At 65.6% G+C, this 19,962-nt stretch carries 16 protein-coding genes; 11 read left to right on the forward strand and 5 right to left on the reverse strand.

What is annotated here, in order from left to right:
- Positions 1–148: 148 nt before the first annotated feature.
- Positions 149–2,053 (forward strand): DUF1800 domain-containing protein, encoded by a 1,905-nt coding sequence (locus BW39_RS18720; protein ID WP_043823623.1) that lies wholly within the window; start codon positions 149–151, stop codon positions 2,051–2,053.
- A 55-nt stretch (positions 2,054–2,108) separates the two neighbouring features.
- Positions 2,109–3,557: a DUF1501 domain-containing protein gene (locus BW39_RS18725; RefSeq protein WP_034395566.1), complete on the forward strand. Its 1,449-nt coding sequence runs from the start codon at positions 2,109–2,111 to the stop codon at positions 3,555–3,557.
- Between the two features lie 46 nt (positions 3,558–3,603).
- Here BW39_RS18725 and BW39_RS18730 read toward each other — a convergent pair whose 3' ends face one another.
- On the reverse strand, positions 3,604–4,548 hold the full coding sequence (locus BW39_RS18730; RefSeq protein WP_235264234.1) for an oxidoreductase: 945 nt from the start codon (positions 4,546–4,548) through the stop codon (positions 3,604–3,606).
- Positions 4,549–4,560: 12 nt separating this feature from the next.
- Positions 4,561–5,670 (reverse strand): SDR family oxidoreductase, encoded by a 1,110-nt coding sequence (locus tag BW39_RS30470; RefSeq protein ID WP_081816245.1) that lies wholly within the window; start codon positions 5,668–5,670, stop codon positions 4,561–4,563.
- Positions 5,671–5,745: 75 nt separating this feature from the next.
- Here BW39_RS30470 and BW39_RS18740 point away from each other — a divergent pair, with 75 nt between their 5' ends.
- The 3 genes from BW39_RS18740 (at position 5,746) to BW39_RS18750 (ending at position 7,998) form a co-directional block, all read left to right on the forward strand.
- Entirely contained in the window at positions 5,746–6,135 is a 390-nt protein-coding gene (locus BW39_RS18740; protein WP_043823648.1) for a MerR family transcriptional regulator, read from the forward strand.
- 96 nt (positions 6,136–6,231) lie between these two features.
- Complete coding sequence (locus tag BW39_RS18745) at positions 6,232–6,645, forward strand: VOC family protein (protein ID WP_034395560.1); 414 nt, start codon at positions 6,232–6,234, stop codon at positions 6,643–6,645.
- A 126-nt stretch (positions 6,646–6,771) separates the two neighbouring features.
- Positions 6,772–7,998 carry a PQQ-dependent sugar dehydrogenase gene (locus BW39_RS18750; protein ID WP_043823625.1) on the forward strand — a complete coding sequence of 409 codons (1,227 nt, stop codon included), beginning with the start codon at positions 6,772–6,774 and terminating at the stop codon, positions 7,996–7,998.
- A gap of 73 nt (positions 7,999–8,071) precedes the next feature.
- On the opposite strand, the gene BW39_RS18755 is transcribed toward BW39_RS18750, so the two are convergent.
- Positions 8,072–8,305, reverse strand: a complete 234-nt coding sequence (locus BW39_RS18755) for a hypothetical protein (protein WP_012206300.1) — start codon at positions 8,303–8,305, stop codon at positions 8,072–8,074.
- 175 nt (positions 8,306–8,480) lie between these two features.
- On the opposite strand from BW39_RS18755, the gene BW39_RS18760 reads away from it, so the two are divergent.
- Positions 8,481–9,863 carry an aminotransferase-like domain-containing protein gene (locus tag BW39_RS18760; RefSeq protein ID WP_043823627.1) on the forward strand — a complete coding sequence of 461 codons (1,383 nt, stop codon included), beginning with the start codon at positions 8,481–8,483 and terminating at the stop codon, positions 9,861–9,863.
- Between the two features lie 122 nt (positions 9,864–9,985).
- On the opposite strand, the gene BW39_RS18765 is transcribed toward BW39_RS18760, so the two are convergent.
- A complete protein-coding gene (locus BW39_RS18765; RefSeq protein ID WP_012206302.1) occupies positions 9,986–10,702 on the reverse strand; it encodes an aspartate/glutamate racemase family protein in 717 nt (238 codons plus the stop codon).
- Positions 10,703–10,797: 95 nt separating this feature from the next.
- Between BW39_RS18765 and BW39_RS18770 the strand changes: the two genes are divergently transcribed.
- From BW39_RS18770 to BW39_RS18790, 5 genes are all read left to right on the forward strand, one after another.
- Positions 10,798–11,592, forward strand: coding sequence for an AraC family transcriptional regulator (locus BW39_RS18770; RefSeq protein ID WP_043823628.1), 795 nt, complete (start codon positions 10,798–10,800; stop codon positions 11,590–11,592).
- A 412-nt stretch (positions 11,593–12,004) separates the two neighbouring features.
- Positions 12,005–13,234 carry a sensor domain-containing phosphodiesterase gene (locus tag BW39_RS18775; protein WP_043823629.1) on the forward strand — a complete coding sequence of 410 codons (1,230 nt, stop codon included), beginning with the start codon at positions 12,005–12,007 and terminating at the stop codon, positions 13,232–13,234.
- 293 nt (positions 13,235–13,527) lie between these two features.
- Entirely contained in the window at positions 13,528–14,637 is a 1,110-nt protein-coding gene (locus tag BW39_RS18780; protein WP_081816246.1) for an acyl-CoA dehydrogenase family protein, read from the forward strand.
- Positions 14,638–14,700: 63 nt separating this feature from the next.
- The gene (locus tag BW39_RS18785; protein WP_043823631.1) at positions 14,701–15,567 is read left to right on the forward strand and encodes a phosphate/phosphite/phosphonate ABC transporter substrate-binding protein; all 867 of its coding nucleotides are present in this window, start codon (positions 14,701–14,703) and stop codon (positions 15,565–15,567) included.
- A gap of 8 nt (positions 15,568–15,575) precedes the next feature.
- The gene (locus BW39_RS18790; RefSeq protein WP_043823632.1) at positions 15,576–16,844 is read left to right on the forward strand and encodes a ferritin-like domain-containing protein; all 1,269 of its coding nucleotides are present in this window, start codon (positions 15,576–15,578) and stop codon (positions 16,842–16,844) included.
- 236 nt (positions 16,845–17,080) lie between these two features.
- On the opposite strand, the gene BW39_RS18795 is transcribed toward BW39_RS18790, so the two are convergent.
- On the reverse strand, positions 17,081–19,939 hold the full coding sequence (locus BW39_RS18795; RefSeq protein WP_043823633.1) for a midcut-by-XrtH protein: 2,859 nt from the start codon (positions 19,937–19,939) through the stop codon (positions 17,081–17,083).
- Positions 19,940–19,962 lie beyond the last annotated feature (23 nt).

Genomic DNA, 19,962 nt, shown 5'->3' on the forward strand with positions numbered 1-19,962 from the left:
ATGCCGCCCCTGCAACGCCTAACATCTTGACACGCTTTAGGGCTGCAAAGTGTCCGCTCACATCCGAAAACCTTGGAACACTCTGCGCCACGTGCCGAGGAGCGGGGCAGTCCGTCACCCCGCCCCGGCCGCCGCCTGAAAGCCCGCAATGCACCCCACACCACAGGCTGCAGCCTCCACGCTGCAGCCGCCCGACCGCGCGCCCGCGAACTCCTTGCCTGCCTGCGCAGAGCCCGGCCACCTCGGCCATGAAGCCAAGAGTTCCTTGATCCCCTCCGCCCTGGCCTCCTCCCTGGCGGCCGCGCTGCTGGTGGCCTGCGGAGGCGGCGGGGGCGATACGGCACCCGGTACCGGCAATGGAGGCAACGGCGGCACGGGCACCAGCCCTGGTGGCGGAACCGGTCCCGGTACGGGCACCACGGCCACCCCTGCCAGCGACGAAGAAGCCGCGCGTTTCCTGCTGCAGGCGCAGTTCTCGGCCACCGACGAGGAGATCGCAGCGCTGCGCGCCAAGGGCTACGGCCCCTGGCTGGCCGAGCAGTTCGCGCTGCCCGTGGACACCACGGGCACGGCCTGGCTGATGCAGCGCGGCTACGGCGTGGCAGAGGCCGGCACGCGCTACGACAACGTCTCGTATCCCTCCGACTTCATGCTCTGGAGCCAGCTTTTCACGGAGCGCGACGCGGTGCGCAAGCGCGTGGCATTGGCGCTGTCGGAGATCATGGTGGTCTCCACCACCGGGCTGGAGCAGCCGTGGAGCATCTTCCTGGCCTCCGGCTACTGGGATCTGCTGAACCAGCACGCCTTCGGCAATTTCCGCACGCTGCTGGAGGGCGTCACGCTCAGCCCGGCCATGGGCATCTACCTGAGCACGCGCGGCAACCAGAAGGAAGACGCCCGCAGCGGCCGCCAGCCCGACGAGAACTACGCCCGCGAGGTGATGCAGCTGTTCACCATCGGCCTCTACCGCCTCAACCCCGACGGCACCGAGCAGCGCGACGGCAGCGGCAACCGCATCGACACCTATTCGGCAGCCGATGTGAGCAATCTGGCGCGCGTCTTCACCGGCTACGACTACGACACCAGCAAGAACCAGCCCACCAACCTGAGCGGCAGCACGGTGACGGGGCTGCAGCAGGCGCTGCTGCCCATGGCCTTCAACGCCGCGCGCCATTCCACGCTGGCCGCCACTTTCCTGGGCACGACCGTGGCTGCGGGCACGTCAGGGCCAGCGGCGCTGAAGGCGGCGCTGGACACGCTGTTCAACCACCCCAACGTCGGGCCCTTCATCGGGCGCCAGCTGATCCAGCGCCTGGTCACCAGCAACCCCAGCCCCGCCTATGTGGGGCGCGTGGCCGCCGCCTTCGCCGACAACGGCAGCGGCACGCGGGGCGACCTGCGCGCCGTGATCGCCACCGTGCTGCTGGACCCGGAGGCGCGCGGCGCGGCAGGGCTTGCCAGCCCCCAGTACGGCCGCCTGCGCGAGCCCATGGTGCGCTTCGTGCAGTGGGGTCGCACCTTCGGGCTGCGGTCGGCACGCGGCACCTGGAAGATCGACAACCTGAGCGACCCGGCCACCCGCCTGGGCCAGAGCCCGCTGCGCTCGGGCTCGGTGTTCAACTTCTTCCGCCCGGGCTACGTGCCGCCCTCCACCCCCCTGGCCACGACGGGCCAGGTGGCGCCGGAGTTCCAGATCGTCACCGAGACCAGCGTGAGCGGCTACCTGAACTTCATGCAGAACGTGATCCGCTTCGGCTACTACGTGAACGCGCCTGACCTGCCCCAGGGCGGCAGCAGCGCGGCCAACGGCTTCGACATCACCTGCAGCTACGCCAACCTGCTGCCCCTGGTGGCCGACGCCGCCGCGCTGGTGCGCAAGGTGGCGCTGCTGCTGTCGGCAGGGCAGGTATCGGCCGCCACACAGGCGCGCATCGTGGCAGCGCTCAATGCCACGCCGGTGACGGCCACCAGCAACGCCGCCACCCAGCTCAACCGCGTGGCAGCCGCCGTGCTGCTGGTGATGGCCAGCCCCGAATATCTGGTGCAGAAGTGACCGAACAAGCGACCGAACAGGTGACCGAACGTCTGCAAAGCAAAGCGATATCGCCATGAATTTCATCGACCCCGCCCGCCACACGCGCCGCGCATTCCTGCGCCGCAGCACGCAACTGGCCGCCGCCGGTACCGCCCTGCCCTTCGCCCTGAACCTTGCCGCGCTGGGCGAGGCCGCCGCCTTCGAGGCGAACGACTACAAGGCGCTGGTCTGCGTCTTCCTCTACGGCGGCTGCGACTACGCCAACACCGTCGTGCCCTACGACAGCACCCGCTACGGGCAGTACTCCACCATCCGCGGCGGCAACAGCGATGGCACGGCCGGTGGCATTGCCCTGGCCCGCGCCGCGCTGGGCAATACGCTGCTGCAGCCGCGCACGGCGCTGGCCGGTGGCATGCAGTACGCGCTGCACCCGTCCATGACAGGCCTGGCCGGCCTCTTCAACGCGGGCCGCGCGGCGGTGCAGCTGAACGTCGGCCCGCTGCTGGTGCCGCTCACGCGGGCCCAATATGCCACCGGCGACCGGCGCAGCTACCCGCTGCCGCCCAAGCTTTTCTCGCACAACGACCAGCAGTCGGTCTGGCAGTCGCAGGGCGCCGAAGGCTCCACCGTGGGCTGGGGCGGCAACCTGGGCGACCTGGCGCTGTCGTCCAACGCCACGTCGCTCTTCACCTGCATCTCGGCCACGGGCAACGCCGTGTTTCTCTCGGGCGACCAGGCGCTGCAGTACCAGATCAGCCCGGGCGGCGCCGTGCCCATCAACGCCGTCAAGGGCGCCAACGTCTATGGATCGACCGCCGTGCGCGGCCTGCTGAGCGAGCTGGTGCAGACGGCCGGCAGCCACGCGATGGAGGCCGAGTACGCCCGCGTCACGCAGCGCTCCATCAGTGCCGAGGGGCAGATCTCTTCGGCCCTCTCCAGCGGCAGCCTGTCCACCGCCTTCCCTGCCAGCAACCCGCTGGCCGACCAGCTCAAGGTGGTGGCCCGGCTCATCGCCGGACGCAACGCGCTGGGCACGCGCCGGCAGGTGTTCTTCGTCTCGCTGGGCGGGTTCGACCTGCACGACAACCTGATCGCCAACCAGCCGCAGCTGCTCGACAAGGTAAGCAGTGCCATGACGGCCTTCTACAACGCCACGGCCGAACTCGGCGTGGCCGACAAGGTCACGGCCTTCACCGCGTCGGACTTCGGCCGCACGCTGACTTCCAACGGCGACGGCTCGGACCATGGCTGGGGCAGCCACCACTTCGTGGTGGGCGGTGCGGTGCGTGGCGCGTCCTTCTATGGCGCGCCACCGCCCATCAGCGTGGGCAACGGCAGCGGCAGCGAAGACCAGTGGCATGTCGGCCAGGGCCGCCTGTTGCCCAGCACCGCCGTGGACCAGTACGCCGCCACCCTGGCGCGCTGGTTCGGCGTGGCCAATACCGAGCTGGCGGGGGTGCTGCCGCACATCGGCAACTTCGGCGGCTCGGCATATCCCATCGATCTGGGGTTCATGGGCTGAAGCCTTGCTTTTGCGATCGCGGGCTTTGTGGTCAAGGCACGAATGATCAGCCGGGACCGTCGCTCGCTGCGGCGAGAAGCGGCACCAGGACATCACCGATCGGTGTCGGAACTCCGCGCGCCCGGCCGCGGCGGGCGATGACACCGTTGCGGATATCCCATTCGAGCGGCCGGCCTGCTTCGCGATCCGCCAGTATGGACGTGCCCAGGTCGGCCGGAAATGCCTGGAACTTGTCGAGGATCGCCTGCGGGACCTCATCGCCCAGTTCAGCACCTTCGGCGCGTGCGACGGCCAGGCACTCCCTCAAATAGTCCAGAGTGAGCGTCGAAATGTCGTGCCGGCCGAACATGCCTGAGCGGCGATGCGTGAGTGCCATGAGCCCGGCCGCTGCGTTCTGCAGCAGCTTTTGCCACGCCAGGGATTTGAAATTCGAAACCAGGTCTACCGAGCATCGGGTGCCTTGCAGTGCCTGCGCGACCACGAGGGCCGCAGCCTCGTCAGGCAGGCTGATCCGGGCGTCGCTGCGCAGGAGCACCGATCCGTCGGGTTGCGCCTGTGCAGGGAACCACACGACTGCGGGAACGATTCGCCCCTGCGGGCACAGCCGGGTGACACTCTCCACCTGCTCAACCCCGTTTTGCAGGACACACACGACGGTTTGCGGACCGCTCAACGCCGCCAGCCAATGCGCAACCGCAGCAGTTTGAGTCGCCTTGACCGCGAGAAAAACAAGGTCCGCCGGACCTTCGACCTGGGCCGGATCCGTTCTGACCGGGCCGGGAACCACGATGCGAAGACCGCTGCCGTGCAGCGTCAGGCTGTCGCGCGGCGTACGACCGCACAGCAACGGCGTGCGACCGACTTCATGCAGCGCAGCAGCAACCGTTGCCCCGATTGCCCCGGGCCCCAGCACCGCAATGCGTGGATGGGTTGGTTGATTCACTGAAACGAGCTCCTTGATATTGGTGCGCAGCGGCAACCCGGGCACCATTGAAAGAGGTGATTATGATGTTCTGCGCAGCGGAGGGGCAAGTCGGCGGGCCTTGCCTTTTGGAATGCAATATGAGTTGACATATATTGCAGTATTCCTCAACGAATGGCGTATATCCGGCTTTGTGATTCCGTGCCTTTGGGCAAATTGCTCCACTTCCGTCGTGTCAAAACGGGTTGTCTGGATAAAATCCAGGGCCTCGGCGCTGGTATTCAAAAACCTCGCAATGGGACGAATACCCAGAAGCCATTTCAGCAATCCCAGCGGAATATGATGCCCGGGCGCCTTCAGCCCAAGAGGTTGTGCCACCTGCGTGAGGAGCTCCTGCAAGCCGGGGCTCTGGGCATCGAGGGCCAGCAGTTCCTGGCCCGCCATGGAAGGATCAAAGGCGCAAGCCGCCACCAACTCGACCAGATAATCCACAGTGACCAGTGGCAACCAGTGCGCGGCAGTACCGGGTACTGCAGCCAGCTTTCCCTGCACCAGATTGCGTATCAGATCCACCAGCGGCTGGCCGTCCGCGATATGCCCCGTGCGGCTATGACCGCAGACCGTGGCGGGGTGTACAACGGTCATCTCTCCACCCTTGGCATTCATGAAGCCGAGGGTCGCGAAGTGCGCCTCCAGTTTGCTCGCCTCGTAAGCACCGACTTGGCGATAGATGGCAGGCCAATCCGTCAGCTCCGGATGGCCGGGATCAATCCCGATGCGTTGTAGATGTTCATTGTTTTTCAGCATGTAGCCACCAATCATCACCAACCGGCTCTCTTGCTCGGCCGCCAACTGCGCCACACGCCTTGCCCCTTCCACATTCACTGCACGTGCATGCTCCATCGAAAGGCCCCAGGCGAAGTGGGCTCCCAGATGGAATACGACCTTGGCCTGCCGCAGGTCCTCTCTATCCGCAAGGCTCAGACCAAGGTTTTCTTGCGCCAGATCGCCGGCTACGGCAAAGACGCGGGCTGCGACGCCATCCAAACCATCGACCTGCTGGCGCAGTTCAGCGAGGCGCTCCGGGCGACGCATCAGCACCCGAATGGTGTGACCTTTCGCGCTCAGGTACGACAGCAAATGCTGGCCGATGAAGCCCGTCCCTCCCGTAACAAAGCACTCCACGCTCATTTTTCTGCTCCTTGGCACGATGAAAAAACCAAGTGTAGACTGTCGACTCAACTCTACAGTCAAGCGATTTTTTCCATGAATATCGGGGAACTTGAGGTCCGCAGCGGCGCCACGCGCCATACCTTGCGCTATTACGAGAAAATCGGCCTTATTTCACCCTTGCGGCGAACCAACAATTATCGCGTTTACACACCGCAAACCCTGCAAGACCTGGACTTTATCCAGCGGGCACAAAGCATGGGATTTTCTCTTGGGGAAATAGGCGAAATTCTGAATGCTCAGAGAAACAAGTCAATAGATTGTGCCGGGGGTGCAAGACTGATTGAAAGGAAGATGGCGGAAATCAAAAAGAAAATCACTGACCTCAAGAGCATTTATCGGTATTTGGATACGGAGCGCGCAAACCTTGAAGCCAGTGCGGCCAGGCAACTTGAGCTTCAGCGACTCAATGGCTCTTCCAATTAATGGGGCAGCATCCGAAGTGCAAGTGCTGCATGATGGATGTCCTGACCGAGCCGTCCTGCACCCACCAGAACTGCAGCCCACCCCACGGAGCCAAGCATGACCAAGTCCCTCTTCATCAGTCTCCCCGTGACCGACCTCGGCGCCTCCACCGCCTTCTACAAGGCGCTGGGCTTCAGCCAGAACCCGCAGTTCAGCAGTGAGGATGGTTCCGCCATGGTCTGGAGCGAGGCGATCCAGGTCATGCTGGTCACGCATGCCAAGTGGCGCACCTTCACCCAGCGCCCGTTGCCGCCAGCCGGCTCCTGCGGGTTGATGCTGTCACTGGCCCTTGAGAGCCGCGCCGCCGTGGATGCGATGAACGAGGCCGCTGCGGCCCATGGCGGGCAGGCCGACGTGAATCCGATGGAGGACCACGGCTTCATGTACACGCGCGATCTGGCCGATCCTGATGGACACATGTGGGCGGCGCTGTGGATGGACCCGGCGGCCATGCCTGCATCCGCTGGTTGAGCGAGGCTGAACGCGGCTGGACGCAACTTCAGGCTTGCCGCGCAGATAGCCCGGAATTCGGCGGTGCATTCTGCGGTGCGGCGGTGATGCGCGGATACTGTCCCGTCCCCCACTGCGGAGCAAAGCATGCGATTGCCGAAGTCTGGACTCATTCCCTGGTTGCTCATGGTTGCAACCCCTGTGTTGGCGCAGATCAATGCGGGAACCCTGCCTGCCACTGCATCGCCTCCGTTCAAGGTCACCAAGGTCGCGCAATTCGATCTGCCCTGGCGCATCGCCTTCCTGCCGGACGGGCGCATGCTGGTCACCGAGAAGGTTGGCAAGCTGTTTCTCGCGGCCCAGGACGGGCAAAAGCTCGAAGTCACCGGCGTGCCGCCCGTGCTGCATGAAAACCAGAACGGCCTGCTGGGCGTCTACCTGGCCCCTTCGTATGCGAGCGACGGGGCCATCTACCTGACCTATTCGGAGCCCGGAGAGATCCGCGGCACGTCGAGCCTGGCGCTTGCGCGCGCCACGCTCAGGATCGGTGCCGGCACCGCTGCGCTGGAAGACCTCAAGGTCATCTGGCGCGACCCCGTCAAGGGCAAGGGCGGGCAGGTGGGTGCCGCCGTGGCTTTTTCGCCGGACCAGAAGTTTCTGTTCCTCACGGCCGGGGACCGGCAGCGCTTCACGCCTGCCCAGGACCCGAATCAGCCGGCCGGCAAGATCCTGCGGCTGACCTTGGACGGCAAGCCCGCGCCCGGCAATCCGATGCAGGGGCAGACCGGCGCAACGTCGGTTCCGGTGATCGATCCGCCCAAGGACACCGAAGCCGCCAAGACCGCGCCGGTGTTGCGCACGTTTGTCTTTGACGGTCCGAATCTGACGCCGTCCGAGACCTGGTCCACGGGGCATCGCACGCCCTACGGCCTGGCGTTCGCGCCGGATGGGCGTCTTTGGGAGCTTGAGCATGGGCCGCGCGGCGGCGATGAGCTGAACCTGATCGAGCCGGGCAAGAACTATGGCTGGCCGCTGGTCTCCTATGCGGTGAACTACAACGGCGTGCCCATTGCCAGCCCGGATACGCGAACGGACCTCACCAAGCCCGTGATCTACTGGACGCCTGTCTTCGCGCCGGGCAGCCTGATGTTCTACAGCGGCGAGATGTTTCCGCAGTGGAAGGGCTCAGCCTTCGCGTCCGGCCTTCTGACCCGCGCCCTGCACCGGATCGAGGTGAACGGCGCGAGCGCCACGCCTGCCGAGCACTGGACGGTAGGCTTTCGCGTCCGCGACGTGGCGCAGGCGCCGGATGGTGCGCTGTGGCTGATCGAGGACGACCGGAAGGGCGGTCTGTATCGGCTCACGCCGAAATAGGCAGCTGGGGGATGGTTGCCGCGCTGGGCACGGCCTGCGGGCACAGGCCCGGCGCTGGCAGCGCCACCTGCCATCAAAGGCTCAGGTCCATGCCCAGCATGGTGGCCAGGCCGAAGGTGAAGAGCAGCACGCACAACAGCAGCAGCGTGAAGACGGCAACGATCTTGCCACTGGCAATGAGCAGCTCGCGCCGGCTCGCCCCCTTCTTCTTGCCTTGGTCGTAATGCCACTTGATGGCGAAGAACATGGCCGTGCCGAACACGAGCACCTTGAAGGTGACGAAGACTATGGGGACCCAATCGATCATTTTGAGAGCTTCCAGCCAATGACTTGGCACTGTCCATGGTGGGGAGCCTCCCTCCCGGACATGGGAGGCGAGAGCGTCAGCGACGGCCATGCAAGCACGGTGCTGCCACACCTTGTGGCGCATACTACCCAAAAGCAATTTCCATACATGAGCCCATACGTCGCCGCTTAAATCCATGCAAGATGAGCCTTTGCCCCTCTGGTTGCCGCAACTGGCCGTGCAGGGCGGCCCCCGATTCCTGCAGATCGCCGATGCCTTGCAGGCAGCCTTGGCAGACGGATCGCTGAAGCCCGGTGACCGCCTGCCCCCACAACGCCGGCTGGCGGCCCAGCTGGATGTGGACCTGACGACGGTCACGCGCGCCTACGACGAAGCCAGGCGCCGCCAGTTGCTGGAGGGACGCGGCGCCAGAGGCACCTATGTCGCGGCGCCCAAGGTGGAGCTGAACGCCGTGCTGGACCTGAGCATGAACACCCCGCCACCGCCGGCTGGCGTGGACCTGGACGACATGTTGAAGCAGGGCCTGTCGCAAGTGCTAATGGGTGCGGATGCCCAATTGCTGATGACCTACCACCTGGGCGGGGGAAGCGACTCCGACCGCAAGGCGGGCGCCAGGTGGCTGCAGCCCATGTTCGGAGATGTGGATGCCCGGCAGCTGGTGGTCTGCCCGGGCGCGCAGGCGGCGATTGCCGCCCTGGTGCTTGCGCTTACGGAGCCTGGCGATGTGATCCTGACCGAGCCCACCAGCTATCCTGGCCTGCGTGCCGCAGCGGCCCAGTTCGGCCGGCGCATCATTGCGGTGCAAGCGGACAGCCAGGGAATCATGCCCGAGCGGCTTGAGCAAGCATGCCGCCAGCACAGGCCCGGGCTGGTCTACCTGAACCCGACGCTGCAAAACCCGACCGCCATCACGCTTGCCGAGGACCGGCGCCAAGAGATCGCCAGCATCGCAAAGCGCTGCCATGTGCGCATCGTCGAGGACGATCCCTACTGGCTGCTGGCCGATGCCCCGCCGCCGCCGATCGCCAGGTTTGCCCCGGAGCAGGTGTACTACATCTCCACCCTCTCGAAATGCCTGACGCCCGGTTTGCGGGTGGCCTTCGTGCTCCTGCCTGACCCGCACGAGCGCCAGCGTTTCCTGGTCGCGCTGAGATCGTTTGCGCTGATGGCCACGCCGCTGACGGCCGCCCTGGCCACGCAGTGGATCCTCGACGGTTCGGCCGGAAAATTGATGGAAGGCGTGCGCAAGGAGGCGCGCCTGCGCCACCGGATGGCCAGGGATGTGCTGGCCGGCCGGTACAGCGGCGCGGGAGACGGCCTGCATGTATGGCTGGAGCTGCCGAGTTACTGGACCCCGTCGCAGCTTGCGCGTGCCGCCGACAGCGAGGGCATCGCCGTCACGCCGGCACAGGCCTTCGCCACCGGCGGCGAATCCGTGAATGCCATCCGCATTTCCCTGGGCAGCATCAAGGACCGTGGACGCCTGCAGGCAGGCCTTCAACGGCTGTCGCATCTGCTTGCGCGCCTGCCCGAGTCGTTCAGCGCCGCCGTGGTTTAGCGGTTCAGCGCGCATCGAGGCGTGAGGCGTTGTGCCAATGGGTTGCCGCAACGGCTCAAGGCGCCCCGGCAACCCGGGGGGCACGCCTTTGAAAGCAGACCTGAACATTGCTCGCTGGCCGTTCAAGGCTCCAGAGCGAAGTCCACCGCCGCCTGCGCATGCAGGGCGGTGGTATCCAGCACGGGCACAGGGCAATGCTCCTGCTGCACCAGCAGGCTGATTTCCGTGCAGCCCAGCACCATGGCCTGCGCACCCTGCCCGGCCAGCTGCGCCATGATGCGCTGATAGGTGCGCCGCGACTCTTCAAGAATCCGGCCCGTGCACAGTTCCTCGTAGATGATGCGGTGCACCTCGGCGCGGTCTGCCTCCTGCGGCACCAGCACCTCCAGACCCTGCTGCTGCAGCCGCTCGCGCATGAAGGGCTGCTCCATGGTGAAGCGTGTGCCCAGCAGCCCCAGCTTCCGGTAGCCGCGTGTGCGAGCTGCGTCGGCTACCGGGTCGGCAATGTGAAGAAAAGGGATGCGCACCGCTGCCGCAATGCGGTCTGCCAGCTTGTGCATGGTGTTGGTGCACAGCAGCACGCCGTCCGCCCCGCCCTGCTGCAGCCGCCGCGCGGCATCCTCCAGCAAGGCGGCGGCGTCGTCCCATCGGCCTTCATGCTGGGCCTGCTCGATGGGGCCAAAATCCACGCTGTACATGAGCAGTTTTGCGGAGCGCAGCGGACCCAGCCTGTCACGCACGCCCTGATTGATGAGCCGGTAGTACTCGGCGCTGGACTCCCAGCTCATGCCACCGATGAGACCGATGACGCGGTGAATTTCCGTGTGGTTTGAGTTCATGCCCGCAGTGTGGGCAGCGGCCGATTTCGCGTCTATCAGGAAATTTCAGTTCAGGAACGCAAGGCGAGACAAGGGCCATACAAGGCACTACAGCAATGACAGATCACGAACCACCAGGCGTCGAGGTGCAGCTGCTGGGCCGCACGCCCTACAGCAGCCATGACCCGACCCGCCTGCATTCGCTGGGCATCGCGCTGGAGCGCCAGCAGGGCGTGCATGCGATTGCCAGCGATCGCCGGGTCGACTTCGATACCTGGCCCGGGACGGTGGCATGCACGCCGCCGGGCGTCGACGTGTTTTCCGAATCGGCCACGGGCGGCGAGTACCTGGTGGTTCGCTGCACCCAGGCGCATTGGGAACAATGGCTCAGCGACGGCGCGTCTGCAACCCAGGCACGGCGCGTTGTGACGCCCGGGCAGCGCAGCGCCTTGCAGATTGCGCACCAACTGCGCCAGCTGCTGCTGAGCACCGAACCGGACACGCTGGCCATCGAGCAGGCTGCGCTGTGCTTCATGGCCGGGCAATGCCATGCGCCCACCGCCCGCGTCGAGGCCTTGCGCCCGGTGTACCGCCCTGTCCTGGAGCGCATGGCGGCCGAGTTTGCGCAGCCGTTGAGCATTGCCCAGCTGGCCCGGATGGTCCATCGCACGCCGCTGCAGTTTCTGCGCGAGTTTTCCCAGCTGCTGGGCATGACGCCGCATGCCTTTCTTGTGGAAACCCGCGTACAGGCGGCCCGCTCCATGATGCGGGCAGACGCCCATTCCCTGGCGGGTATCGCCCACGATTGCGGCTTCAGCCATCAGTCGCACATGGGCGTCGCTTTCCGCAAGACTCTGGGACTGACTCCCCGCCAGTACCTGGCCCGCATTCATCACACGGGCAAGCAATGATGGAGCACCTGAGACAGCCACAGCCAGGACATAGGGCTTGACGGGCTTTCCAGGGAGTGCCGGGCCTTTCAGCTGCCCGTGTTGGATTTTCATAACTATTGTCAATCCGAACAGACGGACTCGACCTGCGCACTTCAACCGCGCATACTTAAGTCTGTTCTTCTCGCTACTGCTTTGGGTTGCAAACGGGTTTGCCACTGAGCTTGCAACTGAGGGTTTGATTGGGATTTTCTATCGCGCGGCAAACAAGATTTGCCGCGCATCGGTCAATGGAGCGGGTTAATGATAATTCATTCCTTTTATCAATTCATATCGCACCGCTTGGCCATCGCACTCGGAACCGAGGATAGCCAGCCCGCAGGCAGCGTGTGAATTTAGTGTGCGTACACATCTGATAGAGCAGATCAACGAAATGACCCTTCGTAAATCCACATTCGCACCTTTGAGCAGAATTTTCGCTTTTGCCATTGAACTGGATGGAGTCGACCGTGTTCTGTCTGTCGTTCGTCGGCATCTCGGCATGGATGTCGCCTTTGTAGCCCGATTCCGGGAAGAGGATCGGGTGCTGGAGCATGTGGACGAGAGCACTGCCGGAGTGATTTTCCAGCATCAGAAGATTCCATTGAGCGAGGGCTATTGCCAGAAAGTGGTCAATGGCGAGTTGCCAGAGTTGATTCCCGACACCTCCCTGTTGGCCGCTGCCCAGGAGATACCGGAAACGCACACGATTCCTATCGGCTCGCACCTGAGCGTTCCCATCCGCCTGGATGACAACCAATTGTTCGGCACCTTGTGCTGCTTCAGCCACCAGCCCAATCCTGCGCTGAATGCGCACGATATGTCACTGCTGCGGGCATTCTCCGATTTATTGGGACTTCATTTCAGTGCGACTTCTGCCGTCCGGCATGCAAGAGACAAAGTGACGCACGAAATTCGACTTGCAATGCAAGGCAATGCGCTGCGCCCCGTATTTCAGCCCGTATACACCATCGCGACCGGCAAGCTGCATGGTTTCGAATGTCTGTCACGCTTTGACCTGGAGCCACGTCGCCCGCCCGACCAGTGGTTCAAGGCAGCGCACGAGGTGGGGCTGGGGCTGGAGCTGGAGCGCCATGCGATCGACACAGCGCTTGGCGCACTTGGCAGCCTGCCCACCGACTGGCTGCTCGCCGTCAACTGTTCGCCGCAGCTGATCCAGTCGGGGCAGTTGCCCAGGCTTCTGGGTTCGGACCAGGATCTCTCACGCGTGACGCTGGAAATCACGGAGCATGCCGCCGTGGATGACTACAGGGCGTTGGCCGATGCACTGGCGCCGCTGCGGCGCCGGGGCGCGACCTTGGCAGTCGACGATGCGGGGGCCGGCTACTCCAGCATGCGGCACATACTGCATCTGCAACCAGACATGATCAAGCTGGACATGAGCATCACGCACGATGTCGATACCGACCGCAGCCGCCGTGCGCTGGCCAAGGGCCTCACGAGCTTCGCGCACGAGATAGGAAGCGTGGTGGTTGCCGAGGGTGTGGAGACAGCCGAGGAATTCAACACTCTGGCGAGCCTGGGCGTGGATTTGGCCCAGGGCTACTTTTTTGCCAAGCCGATAGGGCCGCAAGAGGCGCTGGCAATGGGCGCTGCAATATAGGCCACGATCTTCCTGCAGGCATCCTCGTCTGGCTGCCGGCCGCCTGTTGGCCGAAACCGCCGAAGGCAGTACCCAGCCACCAATTGACCGAAATCAAGCGCCACCGGCAATTGCGCCCGGCCGTCGCGCACCCGGCGCATAATCTTTCGCATTCTTTCCCCCAGCCCATCCGCCATTGCAGGTCTGCATGCGGCAGGCGCGTCCAGCGGCCATCGCGGCGCTCCAGCATTTCCCCAGACTTCCAGCAAGTGCCTCTCGGCAGGCGGCCATGGGCATGCCTACGGTGAACCCAGATGGAAGTTTTGCAGCAACTCGAACCCCTCATGCGCGAGATCATCGCGCCCCAGGCCGCGCAGATTGACGAGCAGGCGCGCTACCCGCGCGCTGCGCTGGATGCGCTGGCCGCAGCCGGCCTGCTGGGCCTGATCAGCGCCAGCGAGGTGGGCGGCCTGGGCAAGGGCCTGGCCGAGGCGGTACAGGTCATCGAACGCATTGCCCAGGATTGCCCCTGCACGGCCATGGTGCTGACCATGCACTACTGCGGCGTGGCACTGATCGAGCCCTTTGCCGATGACGAGGTGCGCCGCGACATTGCCGCCGGCCGCCACATCACCACGCTGGCCGTGTCCGAGGCGGGATCGCGCAGCCATATCTGGGCGCCCACGGGCACGGCCACCGCCGCTGAAGATGTCATCCACCTGAATGCGCTCAAGAGCATGATCACCTCGGCCGGCGAGGCCGATTCCTATGTCTGGATCTCGCGCGCAACGCAGGGCGAGGGCAATACGCTGTGGCTGGTGGACAGCCGCCTGCCGGGGCTGTCCATTCCCGGGCGCTTCAACGGCATGGGGCTGCGCGGCAATGCGTCGTCGCCCATCGAGGCGCGCGATGTGGGCGTGCCGCGCGCCCGCATGCTGGGCGCCGATGGCGAGGGCGAGGCCGTGAAGGGCCGCCACCTGATGCCGTTTTTCCCCACGCTGATCGCCACCACCTCCATCGGCCTGATGCAGGGCGCACTGCGCCGCGCCGTGGCCCATGTGGCGGGCACGCGCTTTGCGGAAAGCGGCAGCTCGCTGGCCGACCTGCCCACCATCCGCGCCTACCTGGCCCGCGCCCAGCTGCGCCTGGAGCAGGCGCGCCTGCTGCGCGACGACACCGTGGCCGCCGTGCAGGCCGCCCGCCCCGACACGCGCACGCGCCTGCTGCAGACCAAGGCCGCCGCCGCCGAAGCCGCACTGGAGGTGACCGACATTGCCATGCGCGTGTGCGGCGGCGCCGCCTTCCGCAAGGAGCTGGGCATAGAGCGCCTGTTCCGCGATGCGCGTGCCGCCTCGGTCATGGCGCCCACCACCGACGTGATCTACGACATGCTGGGCAAAGCCATGTGCGAAGCCGCTGCCTGAACCTGCGCCGCAGATCCTGTCGATAGCCTCAACCCCCTTCCCCATCCAGCAAAGGACTTCCGAATGACGACAACCGCCCCCGTGATCAAGCTCGGCGCCGTGGCATACGCCCCCAAGGTGATCACCATCTGGGAAGGCTTCAAGGCGTATTTCATCGAGCGCGGCTACTACTTCGACTACGTGCTCTATTCCAACTACGAGTCGCTGACCGAGGCGCTGATCGCAGGCGATGTGCACCTGGCCTGGAACTCGCCGCTGGCCTTTGTGCGCGCCGACCGCATGGCCCGCGCGCGCGGCCTGCGCGTGGAGTCCATCGCCATGCGCGATACCGACCTGGACCTGCATTCGCTGCTGGTCGTGCCCGCCGACAGCCCCATCCAGAACGTACAGGACCTGCGCGGCAAGACCGTGGGCTTCGGTGCGGTGGACTCGCCCCAGGCCACGCTGATCCCGCTGGACCATCTTCGCCAGGAAGGGCTGGTGGCCGGGCGCGACTACACGGCACGCCGCTTTGACGTGCTGGGCGGCAAGCACGGCGACCACATCGGCGGCGAGCGCCTGGCCGCCGCCGCCATGGTGGCCGGCGAGATTCAGGCTTCATGGATGGTGGGCAAGAACTACCAGGCCTTTGCGCGCGAAGGCACGCTGCCGGCCGGTGGCACCCGTGTGCTGGCCACCTCGGGCGCCTTCGACCACTGCAACATGACGGCCGGCCCGCACATCGATGCCGAACGCGCCGCCGCCTTCCGCGACATCCTGCTGGCCATGTCCTGGGACGACGCGGCCGTGCGCCCGCTGCTGGAGCTGGAAGGCCTGAAGGTCTGGCACCCGGGCCGCGGCACGGGCTACGGCCTGCTGGAGCGCGCGGTGACGGACGAGGCCTTCTACGACGCCGAAGGCCGCATCACCGTGCAGGACTACCGTTACTGATACGCGCCATGGCCATGCCTGATTCCGACAGCGGCGCCCTGCACGCCCGCACCCTGCCCGCCTCCACCCTGCCTGTCATCGACCTGCAGGGCCTGGGCTTCGATGCCGGTGCCCATCTTCTGGTCAAGCACGCGCTGGCCGCGCTGCCCGTGGGCGGGCAGCTGCGCGTGACCGGCAGCGCGCCGGGCTGGCAGGCCCAGCTGTCGGGCTGGTGCAGCGACCAGGGCCACGGCCTGCGCTGGGAGGACGGCGCGGGTGCAGCACAGTCCATGGCCATCGTGGCGCGCGGCAGCGCGCAGTCCGGGCGCTGGCGCGGCGCGGCGCAGACGGGCCGCAGCGATGCGCGCTCGGGCGGCGATGCCGTGGCCGCGCAGGCCCAGCCGTTCTGGGGCCTGGCCGCGCGTGGCGCGCAGGTGGAAGCCGGGGCGCCGGCCTTCCATTTCCGGCTCAGCGACAAGCTGCAGGTCTGGACCGACAGCGCCGCCGACCTCTACGCCCAGGCCGTGGCCGCGCAGTGGAATGCCGACACCGACATCGACTGGTGCGATGCGCCCGAGCTGCCCGCGCCGGTGGAGGACGCCATCGTCCAGCTCATGACCTACATGGTGGAGAACGAGAACGCGGCCCTGCTGGTGCCTGCGCGCTTTCTGGGCCAGCTGCACCCGCACTACCGCGAGCTGCAGGCGGCGCTGGCCATCCAGGTGGCCGACGAGGCGCGACATATCGATGTCTTCACGCGCCGCATCCGCCGCCACGGCCGCGAGCCTGCCCTGTCCACGGCGGGCGGCCAGGCCTCGCTCAAGAGCCTGCTGGACGAGACGGATTTTTCCGTGGCGGGCTTTTTGCTGTCGGTGCTGGGCGAAGGCACCTTCGTGCACCTGCTGCAGTTCCTGCAGACCGAGGCGCCCGACCCCCTCACACGCCAGATCTGCCGCCTGGCCGCACGCGACGAGGCGCGCCACGTGGCGCTGGGCATGTCCCACCTGCTGTACCGCCTGCAGCACGAGCCCGGCTTCCAGCATCAGCTGGCCCAGGCCGTGGAGCAGCGCTTCGACAACCTGGCTGGCACCTCGGGCCTGAACGAGGAAGTCTTTGACGCCCTGATCCTCATCGCCGCCGGCGCCCTCACCCCCGAAGCCCTGGCCCGCGGCGCCGCCCGCGTGCAGCAGCTCATGCGCGACATGGCCGACGGCCGGTTTTCCAAGCTGCTGCGGCTGGGGTTCGAGCGGGAACACGCAGAGCGGCTGGCTTCGCTGCATACGAGGAATTTCATGTAGCCGGGGAACAGCCACTTGAAGGCTGCGCAAGCACCCTCAATTCCGGCGAATGAAGCTCAAGCGCGTGCTCTTCTACTGCCTGCTGCCTTTCGCAGTGGCGCTTGCGCTTGTCGGGTTTCCCATGCCGGTCGCTCCGCCCCGCGCGACCAAGGCGGGCCAGGAGCAGTCTGCGCCTGCGCAAGAGCGGCGTTGAGCTGCGGGAGCATTTCTCGCACGGCGAGGCCCGAACCCCAGCCTCAATCCACCATCAATTTATTGCTGTTCAGCAGCTGCGTGATGATCTGCTGATCCGTGGCGGCACCGGAATACAGCGTCTGCAGATTCACGCCTTCCAGGATGATCTGCTGGGTCTCGGCCGATGCCGAGTAGCTTGCACCCACTGCATGGGAGTCTGCACCGAAGCCGCCCGTGTGGCTGACATGGACCCAGGTATCGCCTCCCGTGATCTCGAAGTGCAGGTAGTTGGCCAGGTTGCCTGCGGCATTGCTGGGGCCTGCGGATTCACCCTGCAGCAGGTCGCGCAGGTCCAGTACATCACCGCCTGCGCCGTTGGTTCCCGCTGCCGCCGTGGAGAAGTTCTGGATTCGGTCCAAGGCCGGCGTTCCAGCCGCCCCCTGATCTCCCAGCAACCAGACAAAGACATCCACAAAGTTCTCGCCCGCATCGCCGCCTATCAACAGGTCGTCGCCGGAGCCTCCGATCAGCCGGTCCGTGCCCGATCCCGCGTTGAGGGTGTCGTTGCCGCTGCCGCCGATCAGCACATCGGAGCCCGAGCCCGCCGACAGGTTGTCGTCGCCAGCGCCCCCGAAAACGATGTTGTTTCCGCTGCCGGCGTTGATGGTGTTGGCGCCGTTGCCACCGGTGATGTATTCGTTGGCCGAGCTGCCCGTATGGTTGCCGCTCTCGGTCGTGGTGATATCCACGGTCGTATATGAGGCCTTGAGCGTGACCACGGTGGATGTCGATGCCGTGAAGCCGCCGCTGACCTCCGTCGCCGTGACCTGGACCGTGAGATACGTGGCGTTCGTGGTGTAGCTGCCAGGCAGATTCAGGATGAGATTGGGCAGGTCGGCCTCGGTGAATTGCCAGACACCACCACCCAGGTTCGTACCCGCATTGAAGGACAGATTGGTGGGCAGTCCACTGATCCTGATCGACAGGGTTTCCGAGCCATCCGTATCCACCAGCTTCGTGGTTATCGGAAACCTGACGCTGGTCCCGCCTGTGCCGTGTGCGATGGCCAGCAGGGACTTCAGGACAACGACCGAAGGAGCGCTGGCCGTTCCAACCGACAGATTGACCGTGCCGATACTGGTGCCGCCACGCCCATCGCTGACGTCGTAGAGAAAGCTGGCCGGTCCTTCGTAGCCTGCAGCGGGCGTGAACAGCACCCCGCCCGCCTGCAATGCAAGGCTGCCATTGATCGGCGAATGAGCCAAGGTGATGGTCAGGCTGTCGCCGTCGGCATCCGTGTCATTGGCCAGCAGCGTGGCAAAGCTGATGCTCAGCGGGATGTCCGTGACAACCTTCAATTGATCTGCCACGGCAACCGGTGCATCGTTCACGGGAGTGACCGTGATGGAAACGGTGACGATGTTTCCCATGGCCTGCCCGTCGCTGGCACGGTAGGTGAAGCTATCGGAAGCCGTCTCGCTGCCGTTGTGGGTGTAGCTGAAGGTGCCATTCGCATTCAGGGTCAAGGTTCCATGCGCAGGACCCGTCACCAGCACCGCGACGAGCGGATTGCCGTCAGGATCCGTGTCGTTGGCCAGCAGGCTGGGCGAGCCCCCCACCAACACGGTGGCTGTGCTCCCTTCGGCCACGGAAATCGAATCCGCCACGGCCACTGGAGGCTGATTGCCGGCAGGCGCTGCCTGAACCGTCACCGTCACGCTGGCCGTGGCGGAACCGCCATTGCCGTCGCTGATGGTGTAGGTGAAGCTGTCGTTGCCGGAAAACCCGCTGTTCGGCGCATAGACAGGGTTGCCCGTAATGGCATCCACGACCACGGAACCGTGGGTGCCCTGGGTGATGCCGGAAACGGTCAGGCTGTCCCCATCCGCATCACTGTCGTTCCCGCGCACGGCGATGGTGACGGATGTATTGGCATCGGTGGTGGCCGTATCGTTGCCGGCCACGGGCACCCGGTTCACGAAAACACTCAGCGTGCTGGACGCGCCGGTCTGCACGGTGTAGCCGATGGCCAGCGGATGGCCGCCGCTGTAGTTCGCATCCGCCTGGAAAGTGAAGCTGCCGTCTGCCTGCAGCGCGAAGGTCCCGCGCCCCGCCACGTTCCGGGAGCTGCCGGCCGCCACGGTCTGGCCTTCATAGGTGAAGCTGGCGACCACGAGCGCCCCATCGGCATCGGAATCGTTGGACAGCACATTGCCCGTGCGCTGCCCGGCCGTGTCCACCTGCACGCTGTCGGGCGCAAGCACGCTGGGATGGCTGCAGCGCACGGTGTCCGCCGCCTCGGCGCACAGTTGCGCCACGTCCACCCAGCAGGAATCGCCCGCCTCCAGCGCGGCGCCGACTGCGCAGGCGCTGCCGGGACGTGGGGCCGTCGATGGAATCGCGCCGGGCACGCCCAGCGGAAAGCAGGTGTTCCACACAGGGTCCGTGATGCCGGTGATTTTCAGCCGCACCGACGTCTGGTTGCGATAGACCACGGGCAGGAATCCCTGCGGTGCGCCATCGGCACCCAGCGCTGTCGCCTGCACGGGAACGGTGAGCGTCTCGCCTGCGGCCTGGTTGAAGGCTTCCTGCAATTCCTGAATCTGGGCCTGCACCCGCTCGCCCCAGACCGCCGTGGCTGCGGTCACGACAACAGCACCGCCCATGGCCCAGGCACGCAGGCCGACCAGGGAGATCCGCCCTTTTTGCACACCCCGCACAAGGCAGGCCCCCAAGGCCAACGCCAGCAGCGCAAGAGCGCCAGGGTGGTCCACAGGAATCGCCGCCGGCGCCACGGCTGCCAGCGGTGCCACCGTAATGCTCTGGGCCTGGGCGGCCGGTAAGGCAACGGCAGCAGCAAGAGCGCTGCACGCCTTTACGAAGCCGACGCCACGAGCGGGGAAATGGAAACGTTGCAGCATGGGCCTTGCCTGGAGAATGCGAA

This window comes from Delftia sp. RIT313, assembly GCF_000632165.1.
GTDB lineage: Bacteria > Pseudomonadota > Gammaproteobacteria > Burkholderiales > Burkholderiaceae_C > Comamonas > Comamonas acidovorans.